We start from the raw sequence: 18094 nt of genomic DNA, 5'->3' as shown, positions 1-18094 counted from the left end.
AAATGCGGGAAGCAAACCTCGAAAGAAAAACGCGGGAAACACAAATCCAGGTGAGAATTAATCTGGAAGGCAGCGGCGAAGCTCAAGTTAAAACTGGCATTGGTTTTTTTGATCACATGTTAATTTCCTTCAGCCGTTTTGGTTATTTTGATCTTGATCTTCAGGCACAAGGGGATCTCTTTGTGGATCCGCATCATACGATCGAAGATTGCGGCATTGTCTTGGGACAAGCTTTACAGAAAGCCTTGGGGGATCGTCAAGGAATTGAAAGAGTGGGAGATGCTCTTTTGCCGATGGATGAGTCTTTAGTTCAGGTTGCGCTCGATCTTTCCAATCGTCCCTTCCTTGTCTGGGATGTTGAATGCCCGGAGGGAATGATCGGAGATTTTCCGGTAGAAATGGCCGAAGAATTCTTTCGTGCTCTTGCAGTCAATGCAGGGATAACGCTGCATATTCATCTTCTAACAGGGAAGAATCGTCATCATATTATGGAAGCCATTTTTAAGGGAGTCGGACGAGCCTTAGGTCTAGCAGTTCGTGTAAATCCGCGATTTACGGGAGTATTATCCACAAAAGGGGTACTTTAGAATCCAGCTTGGCGCAGAGCTTATCGTTAGGGGGGCTATAAAGTGATTGGAATCGTAGATTATGGGCGCGGAAACTTGCGCAGTGTAGAAAAAGCACTCGCTAAATTAAACTTCCCGGCGAAAATTATGACTGAACCGGAGGAACTGAAAGCAGTTCAGGGAATTATACTGCCTGGAGTCGGAGCTTTTGCCGATGCCATGGCTGCGTTAAAGGAAAAGAGCTGGATTGAACCCTTGCGGCAATATGCAGCATCGGGCCGTCCCTTTTTAGGAATCTGTCTGGGCATGCAAGTGCTTTTTGCGATTGGCGAAGAGCATGGAGAACATCAAGGTTTAGCCCTTTTACCCGGTCGAGTCGTGCGTTTTTCTGAAGGACGGAAAGTCCCCCATATGGGTTGGAATACGATGCATCAGGAGAGGCCATCCCTTCTTCTTAAGGGAATACCTGAGGAAGCCTTCTTTTACTTTGTCCATTCCTATTATGCAGTTCCAGATGATCCTGAGGTTGTTGCCGGAAGCTGTGATTATGGGGTTCGTTTTCCTGCCTTAGTCGGACGGGATAATGTTTGGGGAGCACAATTTCATCCGGAAAAATCAAGCCCCTGGGGCTTAACCTTATTAGAAAATTTCGGGAGGTGGGTGAGCGAAAATGATTGTGTTTCCAGCTATTGATTTAAAAGAGGGTAAGGCTGTAAGACTGTTACAGGGGCGGATGGAGGATTCCACTGTTTATGCGGAGAATCCGCTTGAGGTTGCACAGCGCTTTTTAGCTGAAGGTTCACAATTTCTCCATGTTGTTGACCTGGACGGAGCGTTTGCCGGCAAGCCTGTTAATGATGAAGTGATTCGAAATATTGTTGAGAAGGTTTCATTACGGGTTCAGGTCGGGGGTGGAATCCGTACTTTAGATAGAATTGAAGAACTGCTCCAATTAGGGGTTGAACGCGTGATTCTGGGAACTGTTGCCGTGCGGGATCCCCAACTCGTTGCAGAAGCGGTACAGCGTTATGGTGAACGAATTATCGTTGGAATTGATGCCAAAGCAGGGAAGGTTGCTGTCCAAGGTTGGGCGGAGACGACAGAAATAACAGCTGTTGAATTGGCACTTAAGATGAGAGATGTCGGGGTACAGCGGATTATTTTTACGGATATATCACGTGACGGAATGCTTCAAGGTCCCAATATCGAAAGTACAGTGCAATTAGCCCAAGAAACCCAACTTCAAATCATCGCCTCTGGAGGGGTTTCCAGTTTAGAGGATTTACGAAAGCTTCAGGCACAAGCTCAAGAGGGTGTGTCGATTGAAGGAGCGATTGTCGGCAAAGCGCTTTATTCGGGGGCTTTCACTTTAGCTGAGGCGTTAAAGACCGTAAGTCAATAATTGAACTAATCCAGGAGGAAAAATAAATGCTTGCCAAAAGAATTATACCGTGCCTGGATGTGCACAGAGGTAGAGTCGTTAAAGGAACGAACTTTGTCAATTTGCGGGATGCGGGTGATCCGGTGGAACTTGCGGCTCTCTATGACCGTGAAGGGGCCGATGAACTTGTCTTTTTAGACATTACCGCGTCCTCCGAAGGCCGCGAGACAATGATTGATGTTGTCCGCCGTACGGCAGAGCAGGTTTTTATTCCGTTTACCATTGGCGGGGGCCTTCGTACGATTGAGGATATCCGGCAGGTTTTACGGGCGGGTGCGGATAAGGTATCCCTGAATACTTCAGCTGTTCAAAACCCAAGACTTGTTGAAGAAGGGGCCTATGCCTTCGGAAGCCAATGCATTGTTGTTGCCGTTGATGCCCGTCACAAGCAAGGCGGTGGTTGGGAAGTCTATATCCATGGCGGACGGACAGCAACCGGCAAGGATGTTCTGGAGTGGGTTCAGGAGGTTGAACAACTTGGTGCAGGTGAGATTCTTTTAACGTCTATGGATCGGGACGGGACAAAAAATGGCTATGATCTCAAGCTTACCCGTGCTGTAAGCCGTGCAGTTTCTTTGCCGGTCATTGCGAGCGGGGGAGTAGGAAATCTGGAGCATTTGGCTGAAGGTTTAACAGCCGGAGAGGCTGATGCTGCGTTAGCCGCTTCTATTTTTCACTATAGAGAGTACAGCATTGCTGAGGCAAAGCGTTATTTGGAAGAGCGGCAGATTCCCGTTCGTTGGTAAATGTGTAGTTTTCGCACATCCGTTTACTTAGGCGCTCCGGGGCTGGCGCATTTGCTTTCGTTGGAGCTCTGCCAAACCTTAGGGTAATACCTGAAGTAAACCACTGGCGCCGCTAACCAACGAAAGCTAAATGCGCTAAATCGCCCCTTCGCGAAGGCGTTCACTTCTGTGCGAAAAGCTACACTCTAGGGTTGTTGTTATTATCGTTAAATTTAATACTGGACGGAGGTAAGCAAATTGAGTGAAAGTTTTCCTATCCTGCAAAAAATACGCTGGAATGCGGACGGATTGATTCCCGCTGTGGTTCAGGATGTCGAAACTCGTGAGGTTTTAATGCTTGCTTATATGAATGAGGAAGCATTACGCCGCACCTTGCAAGAAAAGCAGGCTTGGTATTTCAGCCGGAGCCGCCAATCCTTATGGAGAAAAGGGGAAACATCAGGACATACCCAAGAGGTTGTAGATATTAAATTTGACTGTGATCAGGATACAGTTCTTCTGACCGTAAAGCAAACGGGGATGGCTTGCCATGAAAACTATTTTTCCTGTTTTCACTATGTTTCAGCTGATGAAAAAGAATCAGAATTTAAAACCGTCGGAGAACCGGAAGTGCGTGCAAATGTGCCCCTGGGCCAAACGTTGGAAATTTTGGCTGAAGTCATTCATTCCCGTAATCTTGAGCGCCCGGAAGGCGCTTATACGACCTATCTTTTTGAAAAAGGAATTGATAAGATCCTGAAAAAAGTAGGAGAAGAAAGCGCCGAATCCATTATTGCGGCCAAGAATAATGATCCTGAAGAAATACGTGCAGAAGTATCCGATCTGATTTATCATCTCTTAGTCATGCTTGAAGATCGCGGTGTTAGTCTAAAGGCGATTTCTGAAGAACTTTTGGGACGGCAGAATAAGAAGCATGAAAAGGATTATTCCCTTAGATAAGCTGGATTTGAAGAGTAAGATGAAATTATTTCTTGCTCTTTTTTTATTGAAGGAATCACTAGGAACATAGCGAATGCTAAAATATATTATCCTACCATGTCGGCGATGGAGGGAATTTTGTGAAAAAGACAAAACTCGGACAAACACAATTAGAAGTCAGTGAACTTTGCTTTGGTGCTTTGCCCATGGGACCGCTTCAAGCAAAAATATCTGAAGAAGCAGGCGGAGAAATAATTTTAACAGCCCTTCGTAAAGGTGTGAATTTTATTGATACTGCGGAGATTTATAAGACCTACCCGTATATTCGAAGAGCCTTGGATCGCTTTGAAGGCGAGGTGATCATCGCCACAAAATCCCCCGCACATACGTATGCAGATATGGAGAAAAGCATTGAACTTGCCTTAGATGAGCTGGGACGTAAAAAGATCGATATTTTCCTGCTCCATGCAGCACGTGTAACTCCGGCCGTTTTTGAAGAAAGAGCCGGAGCATTTCAATGCTTAGTGGATTATAAGGAAAAGGGGATTCTTAAAGCAATAGGGCTCTCGACACATGTTGTTTCCGTTGTGGAAAAGGCAGCACAAATTCCTGAAGTCGATATTATATCCCCGATTGTTAATAAGCTGGGAATGGGGATCGTGGGCGGAAGTATTGACGATATGCTTCGCGCAATCCGCAAGGCTCATGCAGCAGGAAAAGGTTTATACGGGATGGAAGCTCTGGCAGGCGGGCATCTCATAACTGAACTTAAAGATGCCTTTGATTTTGTTCGCAAAATACCGGAATTGAGTTCAATCGCTGTCGGTATGGTTAAGCCAGAAGAATTAGAAATCAACTTAAAGATATTTAATGACGGGGAACTGCCTGCAAATCTTAAAGGAGATCTAAAAGCCAGTAAACGTTTGCATATTCTTACAAATATCTGTGTCGGCTGCGGAACGTGTGTTAAAATTTGTCCGAACGCGGCATTAAGCTTGGTTGATGGAAAAGCCCGGGTTGATCGAAATTCATGTATCGTCTGTGGATATTGCAATCCGGTTTGTCCAGAGTTTGCGTTGCGGTTAGTATAGCTGAGAATATAAAGAACCTCACTCTTTGTAAGCGGTTTGATTTTAGGAGACAATTTATAGTATTCTCAGCCTAAATCTCATGCGAATTCACATACTGAATCACATGAGATTTTTGGCTTAAAATAAGATTTTTCAGCTTAGACATAGACTAAATTCACATATCAATGCACATCCGTGTAATAAATTTATTACCGCTATGTGAATTGGCATGTGAAATATGGTGTAATTTATGAGAGTCCAAGGGTCAAAGGAACAAGTTCGTTTAACCAAGGAAAAGGAAATTGTACTATTATATGGAATGAATATAAAGTATTAAATCAGAGGGGGGTTAATAGTGGAAGTAACTATCTATCCGATATCTAAAGAACTTACAGACGATTTCTTATTTTTTTTTGATAAAGTAGCTTTTACTGATAACAAAGAGTGGGCTGGTTGCTATTGTCGTTTCTATCATTTGAACGATGATGAATTGGAACGGCAGACAGGGGAAAGTAATCGTCTGTCCGCCATTAAATCAATTCAAGAGGGTAAAATGAAAGGGTATTTAGCTTACCTTGATGGAGAGCCTGTAGGTTGGTGCAATGTAAACGATAAGAATAATTATTCGAGGCTTGTATCGAATAAAGAGCTATGGGATGGAGCAGAGGAAAAAATCTGTTCTATTGTATGCTTTGTTATTTCTCCAGAATATAGAAGGAAGGGTGTAGCCAGCCAAATACTAAATGTAATATGTAATGACTACTCAAATAAGGGATATAGGTATATAGAAGCATATCCAAGAAAGGGAGAACTAACGAGTGCTCAACACTATCATGGACCTCTGTCCATGTATATAAAGACGGGATTTTCTTTGCATAAAACATTTAGCCATTATGATATTGTTCGAAAGGCGTTATAAATGATATTTAGGAGCAATCGGTAAAAAAAGCCTTGGACGTCTTTGAAAAAAGCGAAGAAGCACACTAAATTTAGCGTGCTTCTTTTTCGATGGGGAATTTTAACAGTATCCTGTTTATGTGAATTGCAATATGAAATTAGATAATAAATCCTATGAGAAATAAAGTGTCAATAAAAGCTGTAGATAAATTAACGGTCCTGAGATAATATTTCTTTAAGACTTTTCTGTGCTCTGTACTTGGAAAGATTGAAAGACTGCCAGGGTGTCTGTCTATTGAGTACTGTTTTTTTATAGTTAAGCCCATTATTGAAGGGAGTGATCAAACTCAAGTCGTGAGTTGTATCCATAAATTCTACAAGCGGCGGGATTGCATCATATGAAAGTGTTGTTAAATAGTAGACGTCAATGGGTTTTCCCTCGGTGTAGCGAGCAATATTTTCCTTCACAATTATTTTATCTACGTTAATATAGTTCAGCAGCGTATAGGCAATAATAGAAATGACAACGAAAGATTTGAATAAGGGTATGGATTGACGCCATATTTTAGTAAATGATACGACAAACAACACAAAAAGGTATCCCATAAAAGCATGGGTTAAGACTCTCAGATAGGTAAAGCCATAGGCATCTTCGTACAATGACATTCTGAAGTGAGCCGATAACAACATAATGAACGTACTCATCACCAGGATTGTATTTAATATTTTTACAGCCCTGTCCAGCTTTTTCCCGGAGGCTTTAACAAAGTACATGTTTCCGATCAGAAGAACAAGATTGATGAGAGTCACAGCAACGAGTTCAAAGAATCCTTTGCGCGCATATTGGGCGAACGTGAAATCACGAGGCAGGCCGTCTGTAAGACTTCCAAAGAGATAGGAAAACTGAATGGCAATAAAAAAGACATAAAGGGCGTCGATCACGATCAATAGAGTTGTGACCGTAATGGGATCGAGAAACTTGCCGGGGGAGAGAGCTTCTAAGTTGGGAGTTCCATTTATGGTTTTAGGCTTTGAATAAAAGAGGCTCCAAAAATAACTAAACAAGAGGCAGGTCACTGCCGTAATTATAAGGAATTGTGGAATAAATTGACCGAGGTTAATGCCTTGAAATAGAGTCGGAATCTGCTTAATAAAATAACGGAAGATATCATCAGCGGATGCCAGAAGAGGAACGATGATGATTAACAAAGGAATCGTGAGGATTAAACCAATCAGAACCTTTACCACAACCGTCGATTTCCCTAAATTTGTTTTCTTTTTCGTATTCAAAAATAACAGTGAAAAAGGCTTGAGGCAGTTTTCCAGAGGACGAATAAAAATACCATAAAGCATATCGAGGAGAAAGGGCGCTTCAAACCACTTAAACTGACTGCTTGAGGTGAGAAGAAGGGTATGAGCGACGGCCAAAATGGGTATGAGGAGAAAATTGAGGACGTGAAAGAATGGATTTGAGAAAAAGAAATAAGTAAAAGAAAGGGCGATGATCGAAATCCCCAGCAGACTTGTAAAATCCAACTTTAGTTTTGGTTTCTTTTTTATACTCCAGAATAAAAAAGTATACAGTGCAGTTATGTATAAGGGATAGGACAACCCTAGAGGTTTCTTATAGAATAATAAATTAAACAAGAGACCAAGGGCAAGAGAACCCAATAAAAGAGTGATTCCCTTCTTATTTGAGAGACCTTCAATCTGGTTTTCTGTGAGTTGAATATGGGTTTGCTCCATCGAAAACACCTCCATGATTAGTCCGGCCTGTATTCTAAAATATCCCCTGGCTGGCAGTCCAATGCCTGGCAAATTGCCTCCAGAGTAGTAAGCCGAATGGCTTTTGCTTTGTTATTTTTTAAGATCGACAGGTTTGCCAAGGTAATATCCACTTTAGCTGCTAATTCTGACAGGCTCATTTTTCTTTTAGCCATCATGACGTCTAAGTTAACGACGATTGCCATTTTCTGCATCCCTTCTCTATATTGTTAAATCATTTTCTTCTTTAACTTCAATGGCCTGACGGAAGACTTCAGCCAGAACGGTGGAAAAAAGTCCGGCAATGATAAAGATCATTGTAATAATTGTGGTGAGAACAGAGTTGTAGAAAAAGATCTTAATAATATAAGCTGCAGCAATGATAAAGCATGCCCATCCTACTCGGTTCAAACTTTTCACGTTATCCATCATAAAAGGATTTCTTCGATTGAGGGTTTTGAAGATTTTTCGAATCTCATTCACTAACGCAAGACATACGATTCCGGTAAAATAGAGGAACCCAAGCATAAAAGAATAGTTTTCGCTGCTCGTTGGATAAAGCGTATTCATATACCATCTTAATCCATAGGGTAGGGTAATTGTGATTGCTAGTCCTCCCAGGAAAACCAAATCCAGAATCCATTTCACTAAAACAGATAAGCTTTTCTCACCCAAGATTAACATGCTTGTTCTAAGCCCTCCTTGTAATTTAATTCTTACTTTAATTCTTACGAAGTTAGTATAAGACATTACTTACTAAAACTCAATAAATATTTATCGATTTACAATAAATTTTTATTGATGTACAACAAAAACAATAAAATTCTTAGTTAAAGGTTGCATTGCGCTACAAGCAATTAGGCATGTTGACGGGAAATAGAGTGCAAAAGATTTGCTTATGGAAGAAGAAGGGAAGATATAACAATCGTAGAATTAGTTTAGGAAGAGCAGGCTAATCTTATAGGTAAACTGTTTTAAGCATGGCTTTTTAACGGGAAAGGATAATTGGATGGAATTACTTAAAGTGAATATCAATAAGGCCGGATATTATCGAAATAATGATGTTATTAATAACGTCACTCTATCGGTAAAAGCTGGCGAATTAGTAGGATTAATTGGGCCCAACGGTGCAGGAAAGAGTACTACGCTTAAGGCGATTATGGGGTTGGTGCCAGTATTTAACGGTTGCATCGAATTTGCCAGAAATGCAAAAAAGTATTCTTATATCCCAGAACAACCTGTCATATATGAAGGGTTAACACTGTGGGAGCATTTAGAACTTGCTGCAGCCGTTTATGCAATGGATCAACGTGAATTTCTGTTAAAAGCTGAGGATTTGCTTAAACTTTTTCATCTTACAGAATTTAAGCATCATCTGCCAACGACATTTTCTAAGGGGATGCAGCAAAAGACAATGCTGATTTTGGGGTTTCTCATTGGCCCTCTGGTTTATGTTGTTGATGAATCTTTTGTGGGACTTGATCCAATGGGTATAAAGGACTTTTTGTTACTTCTTGAAATTGCCCGAAGCCATGGCGCAGGGGTGTTGCTGTCAACACATATGTTAGATACGGCCGAAAAAATTTGTAATTCTTTTCTGCTTATGAATGAGGGAACAGTGGTAGCCCGGGGTAATCTTGAGGAAATTAGGGAGTTATGCGGTTTATCTCAAGGTTCACTATTTGACTGTTTTCTCAAACTTTTGGAGAGGCACTCATGATTACTGTACGCAGACTCTTTTTACGACGGATTGTTTCAGAATGGAAATATCAGTATCAGGTATGGAAAACGGCCGTCGATTGGATCGTCGCACTCTATATTGTCATCCCTTTTTTACTCATTTTTTTGAATACTTATCTTTCGTGGTGGAGAACTATTCCGGGATGGGTCAACTACCTCCCTCTTAATGCACTGCTTGGAATTATACTGTTTTTCGTTTGGTCAGGATCAATTCGAATTTTTGTGGAAGAGGCAGATCAACTTTTCGTTTACCAGCAAAGAGATTGGATAAAAAAGCTCATAAAATTAAGTCTGGTATATTACCTTGGGTTCAACCTGCTCGAAACCTTACCATTTTCCCTAATTCTTGCTCCGTTTTTAATCCTCTACTATGGTTTTTCTCCTGCCGAATTCTTAGAGTTAAGTGTTTTTGTGTTTGGGCTTAAGGCAAGTATTGATATTTCTAAACAGCTGATAGAGCGCCGTTTTCAGGGTTGGAATCAAACCTTCATCAAGATGGCGGTGGTTATTGTTTCAGGGATATATTTAAGACTTAGCGTTTTTTTATTAACCGGTTTAAATAATCTTTTCTTTTGCTCAGCAGCGCTGCTTTTCCTTGCCTTAATAATACTTGCTTATATGCGTATAACTATTTCAGGTGTTTTTTACGAAGATGTCATAAGCGGGCAAGCCTCAAAATTAAAGATGGTTAATCTTCTCCTACGGCAAGCGGGAACCGCTGCCAAAAGAACTAAAGACAGGAGACAGCGTCCTTGGGTATTCAGAAACTCTAACCCAATTTACAGAAAGCGTACTTCTGAGAACGTTTTGATTGAGCTATGTATTAAAGCCACGATCCGAAATGGTGAAGACATTAAGTTTTATTTTGAAGTAGTGGCCATGTGCCTCTTAATGCTTACAGCCTTTCCTAAGGATTGGAAATGGTTTCTCTGGTTCATGTTTATTGTTTTTTTAACGAATATGATTCGCTTATTTTGGCAAAAATTTTTAAACTCTCCATTTGTCAAATTGTTTCCTTTAATTTCTGAAACCCAAATGAGTGCGGCAAGCCGAACCTTGTTTTTGATGGCTTTGCCGGGGCAAATTTTGATTGGTCTGGTAACAGCGATACAAACTCAAGAATGGCTCATTTCTTTATTAATGTTTCCCATAGGGCTAATCATTGCCAGATTAGCGGCGAAAAAACTCGTTTTTTTCACTTAGGACAAGAAGAATGATACGGGAAGGAGTTAACACCATTAATAAGAAATGAAAGGACCTGCTCCTTATGGGGCAGGCCTTATGCTTAATATACGATATTCAGATGTCTGCTTTTTGCATTAATTATTGCTTCTTTAAGTTCTTCAGGTTCGCATTCATATTTTTTAAATTCATGAATGTTATCATGTCTTACATGAAGCTGACCTTCGCCAACATTCCCTCGGTGCTGGCCGGTTGAAAAATAAGAATTAGTTTCGACTTCATGAGAGGATAGTACCCAGTAGCGAATTAAATCTCTCCAAACTGCAATCCAGACAAAAACACTTCTCCATATTAAGTTCACCTCGAAAGAAATTTTGTTTCTGCGAATTTTTCAAGAATCAGGCCTTGCTGTTCAGCGTTAAAGCCATAGAGTTCCATCATTTGAGCATCGATTTTTTCATAGAGATTGACTCGAAGTGTTTCGTCCTTTGCACTAAGAAGCAGGTCGACGTTTTTAATTATAGATTGTTGTTTTTCCAGGTCACATGGCGGTATGGGTATAGATTCAATATGCTTGCGTAATACCTTAATTGATGAGAAGGAAACGGTATGGAAGAATTGAGCAGCACGTGAGTTTAGAACAGCAAGGATATATTTTAGGGAATATCCCGGCAAGTTTGGAATCACTAGATTAGCACTATTTAGAGATAATGTTTGTCTATCATCGTAGGCGAAAACTAAATTTTCATTGATAAATCGATAGAGCAATTTCTCCGGAGCGCGGTAAAGCTTTTCAGGAGCGACCTGCTGAAATTTTTGGGGTTCAAAAGGGATATAATTTTCGCTGGGATAGAAGTTATACTTAAAAACATCGTTTCCTTTAAGAATATGCTCTGATCCAGGAAACGGTCGAGGAAGCACCCATTCTTTGTTGTTCCCGGTGACGATACCTAATGCGAATTCAGCATGTCCTTTCAAGTACCTAATACCTAGGAGCGATTTCATGTGCTTAATAATTTTGTCCTCTAAGTGAGAAGTTTTAACATTAAAAATATACATTTCATTTTCATAAAATCGTTGTTGAGGAATTGACTGAACCCAATCATTCCACTCAACCAAGATCTCATGATTTAACGTTACTTGGGAGTTTTTTACGATGAGCGTAAAAGCGGGGGTAAAGACTTTGGAAAATTGCTGCCCCAACAGATGAATTTTTAAAATTTGAGTTTTTTCTAATAAGATTTGACGTATTGGCGCATGAAGTCGAACATTAAGCATGGCTTCAGGAAGAACGTAGGAAAGAATTCCATTTGGTTTTAGAATGCCTAGTCCATACTCAATAAATAAACAAAATGATTCCAGTGAAGCCTGCGCAGTAATGAAGCGATTTTTGTAAAGGTCAAATTCCTTTTGTGAAAAACTATAGCCCCAGGGCGGATTGCCAATGACCAAATCAAAAGCCTCAGCATGAGCAATTAAATTGCTGTAGTTATCTAAAGTATTCCGGCACTCAATCTTAAAAGAGAGTAAATTACCGCTTGGGCATTCACGTAATAATTCAAGGTTAATCTTTGCTAACGTCACGGCTGTTTCATCGATATCATAAGCGGATAAACAATCCTGCAACAGGCGTTTTTCCGCTTCTTCCGTGCTGAGTCCACGTTTTAAAAGACGCAATTTTGCAGCTAAAAACAATTTAATAAGAAAGTTACCCGATCCACAACACGGATCTACTATTTTGGGGAAAGAAATATCGCATAAAGAATCAAGGCTTTGCTCGACAAGTGCATCTACAATCTTTGAGGGAGTGTAATAGCTTCCGTTGCTCTTCCTCTTGCTCAGATTAGAAAGGGACATATACACTAGGCCAAGTAAATCATCACCAGGAATAAAGCGAATATTTAGCTGGCGAATCTGTCTAAGGATTTCTGATTGATTTGCCGAAATTTCCCGGTTTACATCAAAAAGTGAGTTAAGAATGCTTGAGTATTCGCCAAGCAAAAGCTTGTCTTGGATGGCAAGTTCCGTAAGACTAAGATCCTGAAATTCAGGTGGACATACAAGTCGCCCTTGATTTAAGAAAAGAGCTAAAACAACCTCAAGCAATATCAAATTGGCGTTTATTTCGCTAGAGGACTCATTAACGATTTTAAGGATTTTTTCAGCTAATTGAATGTATTCGGCTGAATTGACATACTCAGTGGGTATATATGTTCCTTCAACAGCGATTTTATTGCGCCTGCTTTTCAGACGATGCGAAGCGCCAGATTCAATTTCTTGCTTAATTTGTAAAATCTCTTGTTTATTAAAAAATGCAGAACGACTTTGACGGATGACATTGATTCTTCCGGATTTAATCCAATTTCTTACGGTTGCCGCAGATACGGATAAGAGCACGGCAACTTCCTTTAATAGTAAAGTGTCCGTCGACTTTTTTTCTGTACTGTTGTTGTTTATCTTCAAGGTCACTGAAGCTCTCCTCTAAAAATAGTTAATGCTTCATTAAATTCGACATTACAGCATTGAATCCTTTATAGGACAATCTGTTAATTTATGGCGTTGAATTAAGTGAATTCTTTACTCATGATGAATTATCTTCTGTTATAATAATCAATGAAAATAAAGAACTTTCGTAAAATAATATCAGGTGAAAACATAAGCATTTTTAAGATATTAGAAGAAAAAGGCATTAATTATTGATTAAATTTTAGAGATGGAACTATTTAAGCAGGATTACATAAAAATAACTAGAATAATACCTAACACTGAATTGAAATAGAAGTTTATGTACAACTGAACGTGGTTGGAGGCCATATATGAATGAAGAAATCCATCGAAAGCTTGTAAATTTAACTTTTAAGAAGGATTATTGCAGTGATACCCTCATCGAAATTGCAGGGCGAGTTTTTGAAGCTTCACAAGAAAGCATTTGTATGACAAATCCAAATGGGAAAATTACCTATGTCAATCCGGCATTTACCCGTACTACGGGATATTTTCCCGAAGATATTTTAGGTAAAAATCCTCGTATTCTTCAATCGGGCAGGCATAAAGTTGCATTTTATCGGAGCATGTGGAAAGACCTCATAGAAAAAGGACAGTGGCAGGGGGAAATATGGAATAAACGTAAGAATGGTCAGATTTTTCCTGAATGGATGTCTATTCATGCTGTATATGACGAAGCATCCATGTTGACGAATTATGTCGCAATCTTTCGAGACATTACCGAGGATATGGAGATGCGTCGGGAAGTGGAATTGGCGGGAAGGATCCAAAAAGGATTATTGATGCCCGATTTTAATAAAGATGAACTCATGCTGAAAAGTTTATATTTTCCCTATACTCATCTCAGCGGGGATTATTATGATTATCGTTGGAATGAGGCTAAAAAGAATCTTCGAGGATTTCTTTTTGATGTAATGGGACATGGGATTGCGACAGCCCTACAAGTATCTGCATTAAGAGTGCTTTACAGGCAAGTTATGGAAAAGGAACTGTCGCTGCCCGAAAAAATGAAATGGTTGAATAATGAATGCATTAGTATTCTCCCTGATGATTTTTTTGCGGGAGGAATACTTTTTCATATTGATCTTGTGAAGAGACAAATACATTTTGTTATGGCAGGTATTAACCATTTCCTTTTGTGTTCTGGTAAGGGCTTAGGGCTAAAAGTAGTAAGTAAGCCAGGCCTGTTTCTCGGAATATCCGAGGATGAGGAATTTGAAGAGCATGAATGTAGTTTTGAGCCTGGTGATGGAGCAATTTTTTTGACGGACGGCTTTTTCGACCGTATTCAGGAAAAGAACCTCGCACTTGACAAGATGAATGTTTCGTCGATGATGAATCTTTTAAATTCTCCTTCATTTACGCAAGAGTTGCTTGATGATGCAACTGCCCTTGGATTTATGCGGCCTCGTGAAGGAGATTAGGGATTTAAGGCAAGTAAGAGGTGAAAAAAGATGCGTGAAAGACTGATGCGATGTACATTTACGAATGAACAAGAATATCAGGGCTGTCGTGAAAATGTTCATCATTGTATAGAAGATGTCTCAGATAATTTGCCAAAAGATCAGCTTACTATGGTTGAAATAGCCATTAATGAAGCTGTCAACAATGCATTTAAATATGGTTCAGGTACGTTCAATCCTGTAACGATTAGTATTTATCTATTTGATTCCAACTTCCTCTTTATTCGAATTAAAGATAAAGGAAACGGCTTTTGTGTAGAAAATCTCGTAACGAAATTTAACTCAAATTGCTGTGATAACAGCAAGGAATGGCAATGGGGTGAATCAGGCCGGGGGTTATTTATTATGGAATCTGCTATGGATCAGGTTCACTATAATGCAAAAGGCAACGCTGTATCATTGATAAAAAATATACAAAATTAAATTGATTATTATTAAACATTAACTATTAGGTAAAAAAGTATTATAATTTAAAAATAAGGAGGAATTTTAATGGCATTTGATATCAAAGCAGATAAAAATGAAGTACGGGTAAATTTAGAGGGGAAAATTTTTGTAGAAGACGCTGCACAGTTGAGAGAAAAGCTTCTTGACCTCATTGGTACAGGATACCGGCGTTTTGTTATTAATATGAGTCAAGCTACATATATCGATAGTTCGGGGCTTGGGGTCTTAGTTGCTATTCATAAGCGTGCAATCGAGCATGGCGGAGGCGTAGTTATTCAGGGGTTGCAAGGCGCTGTAAAAGAACTCTTTCTCATGACTCGATTAAATAAAGTTTTTGATATCGAGTAGGAAGAGCAAAGAAGAGGAGAAGCACATGAAACAATCGGTTAGATTTCGTATTTTAGGAGGATTTTTTGGGATCATCCTAATTTTTGCCGTAGCGATTTTAATAAGTAACTTATTCCAAAACAAAGTAGATCAGGGAGTAAGTGAAATAGCTAATCACGCTAAAATATCAGGCTTAGCTAAAGACTTAATAGCAGATATTCATAGTGCTGACAACAATATGCTTAGAGTCAGTAATGCTCAAACAGATATTGACCGTAAACCTTTAGTCACAGCATATCGCAATGACATGCAAACTATTAAAGAACATATTGCAGAATTGAACAAGCTTGATTTGACGCAGCAAGATCAACAGGATATTCAGAAAGTACAAGGGTTAATCAATACTTATGAACAGTCTAGTGAAAAGATTATCCAAAGTGCGCCGGGTACTAATCTTGCAATCTCAGGAGAAAATTCCTTTGAACCGATTGTAAAGGTGCTAGAAAGCTTCGATGAGAGACAGAGCAACACGTTAAACGCAAGCCAGAACGATATTATTGCTTATATTAGTTGGGCAAACCGGGTTAATATTTTTGCGAGCCTAATCGCTGTTGCGGCTGCCATCCTTATTGGATTCGCGCTATCACGGTGGATTCTCAGAGAAATCAATAACTTGCAAGAGATGATGAGCAAGGCGGGAATGGGAGATCTTACAGTTGTCGCAGAAGTTAAATCCAATGATGAATTTGGAGATTTAAGTGCAGCCTTTAATGTCATGGTTCGCAGATTAGCAGAACTTGTACAAAAGGTTAGGGATCTGTCCGCTAATTTAGCTGCTTCCTCGCAGCAGCTTGCCGCGAGTAGTGAGGAAGTTACTGTTTCGGTCGGTGAAGTCAGCGGCAGTATGCAAAGGGTAGCTTCAGACGCAGATACCGGAACAAAAGCTATTGTCGAAGCATCTCAAGTACTGCTTGAGCTTTCTTCTTTAACTCAAATTGCACGTCGGCAAAGTCAATCCGCCGGTGTTAGCTCACAAACTACTCTGGAAACAGCGGAAAGCGGTAAGAAAACAGTTGAAGATGCTGTGGGCAGAATGGCAATGATCCGTGCTAAAACCCTTGAAATGGAAGAACTTATGTCATCCTTAACAGAGTTCTCTCACCAGATTGACGAGATTACGGTTACAATTACAGGACTTGCTGATCAGACTAATCTTTTGGCGCTTAATGCAGCTATTGAAGCTGCCCGGGCAGGTGAATCAGGCAGAGGTTTTGCTGTTGTGGCTGAGGAGGTCCGTAAATTAGCGGAACTTTCAGCCCAAGGAGCTCAGGATGTGGCAGGTTTGGCTCAAAAAGTCCTCATTGGGGTGACAGCTGCGGTGAAAGCAACAAAGGACAGCCGAGATGAAGTCGAAAATGGCGTGCAGATCATGAATCAAGCTGGAAATGCATTGCATGAAATCTTAGAAGCTGTGCAGAAAACGGCTAAGGATGTTCAATATAGTGTTGAAGTTACCGATTCGGAAGTCGCGAGTTCAGATAAAATTATTCAATTGATTAACTCCGTTGCTGATGCGATTGAGAATACATCGACAGAAGCTCAAGAAGTTGCATCTTCATCAGAAGAAATCAATGCTTCCATGGAGACTGTGGCTTCAAGTATTCAAGAGGCGGCATTGATGGCACAAGAGTTGAATAAAGGAGTCGAGAGTTTCAAAGTTTCTTCGGATAAATTTACCAATCGAGATATCCTGGAAAAAGCGAAAACAGATCATCTACTCTGGAAGTCACGTATCGTTAATATGCTCAAAGGGATTGAAGAAGTAGCGCCGGAAGAAGTGACCTCACATAAGGTGTGCCGCTTAGGGAAATGGTATAGCTCAGAAGATAATCCCTTCAAAAGCTTAAATGAGTATCAAGCCATGGATGATCCCCATCGTTTAGTCCACGAAATGGCCCATGAAGCGGCTATTGCTTATCAGCAAGGGGATTTGGACAAAGCCCAAAAATGCCTTAAGAAGTTAGATCAGCAATCCGGGAAGGTTATTAAGTACTTAAACAGCCTGATAGCAAAAGCTGAAAACTAACCTAAAATAGAACGTAGTTGATAATAAAGATTAAGAAGCCATCTCGATGTAAATTTGTATACACGAGATGGCTTTTCGTAAATTCCTTTCCAAGTTCCTCTCCCAATATGGTGAGGTTGAGATGTTTATTTGACTAAAGCTATAAAACGGGGATCGTTTTTAACAGGATTAAAATCTTTTTCCTCTTTCGCCACTTCTTTTACATCGGGTTGGAGATTGATCGCTTGCTGTAAATATTCTATAACTTTATCCGTATTTCCCTGCCTTCCATAGATGCTGGCAATACCGTAATAACTCCAGACGTCTTTCGAATCAAGGCTAATTGCGGAATGGTAGGCATCAATCGCATCATTCCATCGACCTGCAAGTTCATTCGCGAGACCAAGGTTAAAATGACCGTAAACAAAATCAGGTTTTAGCTCAAGAGCATGTCTAATTAAAGTAATTCCCTCATCATAACGGCCTAAGAAAGCATAAGTGGCTCCTTTTCCATTTATCGCTTGATAGCAATTGGGGTCGAGAGCTAAGGCTTGGTTAAAAAGGTCTAAAGCTTGACTAAATTGACGATTATAATAAAGCTTAAGTCCTTGCTCATAGAGGTTAAGTGCTTTTTGCTGTATTTCAGTCGGAGCTGCAGGAGTGGGTGCCGAGGTCGCCGTAGTTGATGCAGTTGATGCCGTTGCAGTGCCTGAGTCATGTGCGTTTTGATCTTCTTGTTTCGTTTCGCTGGAAAGAGACGAGGATGTTTCTTGTTGTGGTTCAGTAAATTTTATGACTAGAAAAATCCCTGCGATTATGACAACAACGGATAAGAAGAAAAGGGGCAGATGTCGTTTATTGAATCGGCTCATCACATTCTTTATATCCATCATAGCCTCCACATAAGTAATTTTAGGGATTAAATCCTAAGCCTTCAGCTTTATTTTTATTATAGAGGCTTTT

Annotated in this window: 19 protein-coding genes; 13 read left to right on the top strand and 6 right to left on the bottom strand. The window is 40.2% G+C overall.

What is annotated here, in order from left to right; translation table 11 throughout:
• Positions 1 to 2 precede the first annotated feature (2 nt).
• The 7 genes from hisB (at position 3) to ACHOLT_RS18060 (ending at position 5660) form a co-directional block, all read left to right on the top strand.
• Positions 3 to 587 (top strand): imidazoleglycerol-phosphate dehydratase HisB, encoded by a 585-nt coding sequence (gene hisB / locus ACHOLT_RS18090; protein WP_425803512.1) that lies wholly within the window; start codon positions 3 to 5, stop codon positions 585 to 587.
• A 42-nt stretch (positions 588 to 629) separates the two neighbouring features.
• On the top strand, positions 630 to 1259 hold the full coding sequence (gene hisH / locus ACHOLT_RS18085; protein ID WP_425803510.1) for an imidazole glycerol phosphate synthase subunit HisH: 630 nt from the start codon (positions 630 to 632) through the stop codon (positions 1257 to 1259).
• Positions 1237 to 1968, top strand: coding sequence for a 1-(5-phosphoribosyl)-5-[(5-phosphoribosylamino)methylideneamino]imidazole-4-carboxamide isomerase (hisA, locus tag ACHOLT_RS18080; protein WP_425803508.1), 732 nt, complete (start codon positions 1237 to 1239; stop codon positions 1966 to 1968). The genes hisH and hisA overlap by 23 nt, the downstream gene beginning before the upstream one ends.
• 26 nt (positions 1969 to 1994) lie before the next feature.
• Complete coding sequence (gene hisF, locus ACHOLT_RS18075) at positions 1995 to 2753, top strand: imidazole glycerol phosphate synthase subunit HisF (protein ID WP_425803505.1); 759 nt, start codon at positions 1995 to 1997, stop codon at positions 2751 to 2753.
• 237 nt (positions 2754 to 2990) lie between these two features.
• A complete protein-coding gene (gene hisIE / locus ACHOLT_RS18070) occupies positions 2991 to 3692 on the top strand; it encodes a bifunctional phosphoribosyl-AMP cyclohydrolase/phosphoribosyl-ATP diphosphatase HisIE (RefSeq protein ID WP_425803503.1) in 702 nt (233 codons plus the stop codon).
• Positions 3693 to 3811: 119 nt separating this feature from the next.
• Complete coding sequence (locus ACHOLT_RS18065) at positions 3812 to 4762, top strand: aldo/keto reductase (protein ID WP_425803500.1); 951 nt, start codon at positions 3812 to 3814, stop codon at positions 4760 to 4762.
• 334 nt (positions 4763 to 5096) lie between these two features.
• Entirely contained in the window at positions 5097 to 5660 is a 564-nt protein-coding gene (locus ACHOLT_RS18060) for a GNAT family N-acetyltransferase (protein WP_425803497.1), read from the top strand.
• 188 nt (positions 5661 to 5848) lie between these two features.
• On the opposite strand, the gene ACHOLT_RS18055 is transcribed toward ACHOLT_RS18060, so the two are convergent.
• The 3 genes from ACHOLT_RS18055 to ACHOLT_RS18045 are packed head-to-tail and all read right to left on the bottom strand — an operon-like array spanning position 5849 to position 8086.
• On the bottom strand, positions 5849 to 7384 hold the full coding sequence (locus tag ACHOLT_RS18055; RefSeq protein WP_425803494.1) for a DUF4153 domain-containing protein: 1536 nt from the start codon (positions 7382 to 7384) through the stop codon (positions 5849 to 5851).
• A gap of 17 nt (positions 7385 to 7401) precedes the next feature.
• Positions 7402 to 7608, bottom strand: coding sequence for a helix-turn-helix transcriptional regulator (locus ACHOLT_RS18050; protein WP_323414751.1), 207 nt, complete (start codon positions 7606 to 7608; stop codon positions 7402 to 7404).
• A gap of 16 nt (positions 7609 to 7624) precedes the next feature.
• Positions 7625 to 8086 carry a DUF2975 domain-containing protein gene (locus tag ACHOLT_RS18045; RefSeq protein WP_425803492.1) on the bottom strand — a complete coding sequence of 154 codons (462 nt, stop codon included), beginning with the start codon at positions 8084 to 8086 and terminating at the stop codon, positions 7625 to 7627.
• 325 nt (positions 8087 to 8411) lie between these two features.
• Here ACHOLT_RS18045 and ACHOLT_RS18040 point away from each other — a divergent pair, with 325 nt between their 5' ends.
• Both ACHOLT_RS18040 and ACHOLT_RS18035 read left to right on the top strand, forming a co-directional pair.
• Positions 8412 to 9122 carry an ABC transporter ATP-binding protein gene (locus ACHOLT_RS18040; RefSeq protein WP_425803489.1) on the top strand — a complete coding sequence of 237 codons (711 nt, stop codon included), beginning with the start codon at positions 8412 to 8414 and terminating at the stop codon, positions 9120 to 9122.
• Positions 9119 to 10345 (top strand): ABC transporter permease, encoded by a 1227-nt coding sequence (locus ACHOLT_RS18035; protein ID WP_425803486.1) that lies wholly within the window; start codon positions 9119 to 9121, stop codon positions 10343 to 10345. Before ACHOLT_RS18040 ends, ACHOLT_RS18035 begins: the two co-directional genes overlap by 4 nt.
• An 82-nt stretch (positions 10346 to 10427) precedes the next feature.
• Here ACHOLT_RS18035 and ACHOLT_RS18030 read toward each other — a convergent pair whose 3' ends face one another.
• Positions 10428 to 10685: a hypothetical protein gene (locus ACHOLT_RS18030; protein WP_425803484.1), complete on the bottom strand. Its 258-nt coding sequence runs from the start codon at positions 10683 to 10685 to the stop codon at positions 10428 to 10430.
• On the bottom strand, positions 10682 to 12793 hold the full coding sequence (locus ACHOLT_RS18025; RefSeq protein WP_425803481.1) for a TaqI-like C-terminal specificity domain-containing protein: 2112 nt from the start codon (positions 12791 to 12793) through the stop codon (positions 10682 to 10684). Before ACHOLT_RS18025 ends, ACHOLT_RS18030 begins: the two co-directional genes overlap by 4 nt.
• 347 nt (positions 12794 to 13140) lie before the next feature.
• Here ACHOLT_RS18025 and ACHOLT_RS18020 point away from each other — a divergent pair, with 347 nt between their 5' ends.
• From ACHOLT_RS18020 to ACHOLT_RS18005, 4 genes are all read left to right on the top strand, one after another.
• Positions 13141 to 14253, top strand: coding sequence for a SpoIIE family protein phosphatase (locus tag ACHOLT_RS18020; protein WP_425803478.1), 1113 nt, complete (start codon positions 13141 to 13143; stop codon positions 14251 to 14253).
• 30 nt (positions 14254 to 14283) lie between these two features.
• Positions 14284 to 14715: an ATP-binding protein gene (locus ACHOLT_RS18015; RefSeq protein WP_425803475.1), complete on the top strand. Its 432-nt coding sequence runs from the start codon at positions 14284 to 14286 to the stop codon at positions 14713 to 14715.
• Between the two features lie 69 nt (positions 14716 to 14784).
• Positions 14785 to 15087 (top strand): STAS domain-containing protein, encoded by a 303-nt coding sequence (locus tag ACHOLT_RS18010; RefSeq protein WP_425803473.1) that lies wholly within the window; start codon positions 14785 to 14787, stop codon positions 15085 to 15087.
• A 25-nt stretch (positions 15088 to 15112) separates the two neighbouring features.
• Complete coding sequence (locus ACHOLT_RS18005) at positions 15113 to 17152, top strand: methyl-accepting chemotaxis protein (RefSeq protein WP_425803470.1); 2040 nt, start codon at positions 15113 to 15115, stop codon at positions 17150 to 17152.
• A gap of 125 nt (positions 17153 to 17277) precedes the next feature.
• Here ACHOLT_RS18005 and ACHOLT_RS18000 read toward each other — a convergent pair whose 3' ends face one another.
• Positions 17278 to 18024 (bottom strand): tetratricopeptide repeat protein, encoded by a 747-nt coding sequence (locus tag ACHOLT_RS18000; protein ID WP_425803468.1) that lies wholly within the window; start codon positions 18022 to 18024, stop codon positions 17278 to 17280.
• Between the last annotated feature and the right edge of the window lie 70 nt (positions 18025 to 18094).

This window comes from Desulfitobacterium nosdiversum (assembly GCF_049860565.1).
Lineage (GTDB): Bacteria > Bacillota > Desulfitobacteriia > Desulfitobacteriales > Desulfitobacteriaceae > Desulfitobacterium_A > Desulfitobacterium_A nosdiversum.
Note: the sequence above shows the minus strand (reverse complement) of the source record. Positions and strands in the feature narration are given on the sequence as shown.

Excerpts from the sequence above, each read along its gene's own strand:
- hisF (WP_425803505.1), top strand. The coding sequence starts at position 1,995 with ATGCTTGCCAAAAGAATTATACCGTGCCTGGATGTGCACAGAGGTAGA.
- ACHOLT_RS18045 (WP_425803492.1), bottom strand. The coding sequence starts at position 8,086 with ATGTTAATCTTGGGTGAGAAAAGCTTATCTGTTTTAGTGAAATGGATT.
- ACHOLT_RS18050 (WP_323414751.1), bottom strand. The coding sequence starts at position 7,608 with ATGGCAATCGTCGTTAACTTAGACGTCATGATGGCTAAAAGAAAAATG.
- ACHOLT_RS18015 (WP_425803475.1), top strand. The coding sequence starts at position 14,284 with ATGCGTGAAAGACTGATGCGATGTACATTTACGAATGAACAAGAATAT.
- ACHOLT_RS18005 (WP_425803470.1), top strand. The coding sequence starts at position 15,113 with ATGAAACAATCGGTTAGATTTCGTATTTTAGGAGGATTTTTTGGGATC.
- ACHOLT_RS18000 (WP_425803468.1), bottom strand. The coding sequence starts at position 18,024 with ATGATGGATATAAAGAATGTGATGAGCCGATTCAATAAACGACATCTG.
- ACHOLT_RS18035 (WP_425803486.1), top strand. The coding sequence starts at position 9,119 with ATGATTACTGTACGCAGACTCTTTTTACGACGGATTGTTTCAGAATGG.
- hisA (WP_425803508.1), top strand. The coding sequence starts at position 1,237 with ATGATTGTGTTTCCAGCTATTGATTTAAAAGAGGGTAAGGCTGTAAGA.
- ACHOLT_RS18055 (WP_425803494.1), bottom strand. The coding sequence starts at position 7,384 with ATGGAGCAAACCCATATTCAACTCACAGAAAACCAGATTGAAGGTCTC.
- ACHOLT_RS18020 (WP_425803478.1), top strand. The coding sequence starts at position 13,141 with ATGAATGAAGAAATCCATCGAAAGCTTGTAAATTTAACTTTTAAGAAG.
- hisB (WP_425803512.1), top strand. The coding sequence starts at position 3 with ATGCGGGAAGCAAACCTCGAAAGAAAAACGCGGGAAACACAAATCCAG.
- ACHOLT_RS18040 (WP_425803489.1), top strand. The coding sequence starts at position 8,412 with ATGGAATTACTTAAAGTGAATATCAATAAGGCCGGATATTATCGAAAT.
- ACHOLT_RS18010 (WP_425803473.1), top strand. The coding sequence starts at position 14,785 with ATGGCATTTGATATCAAAGCAGATAAAAATGAAGTACGGGTAAATTTA.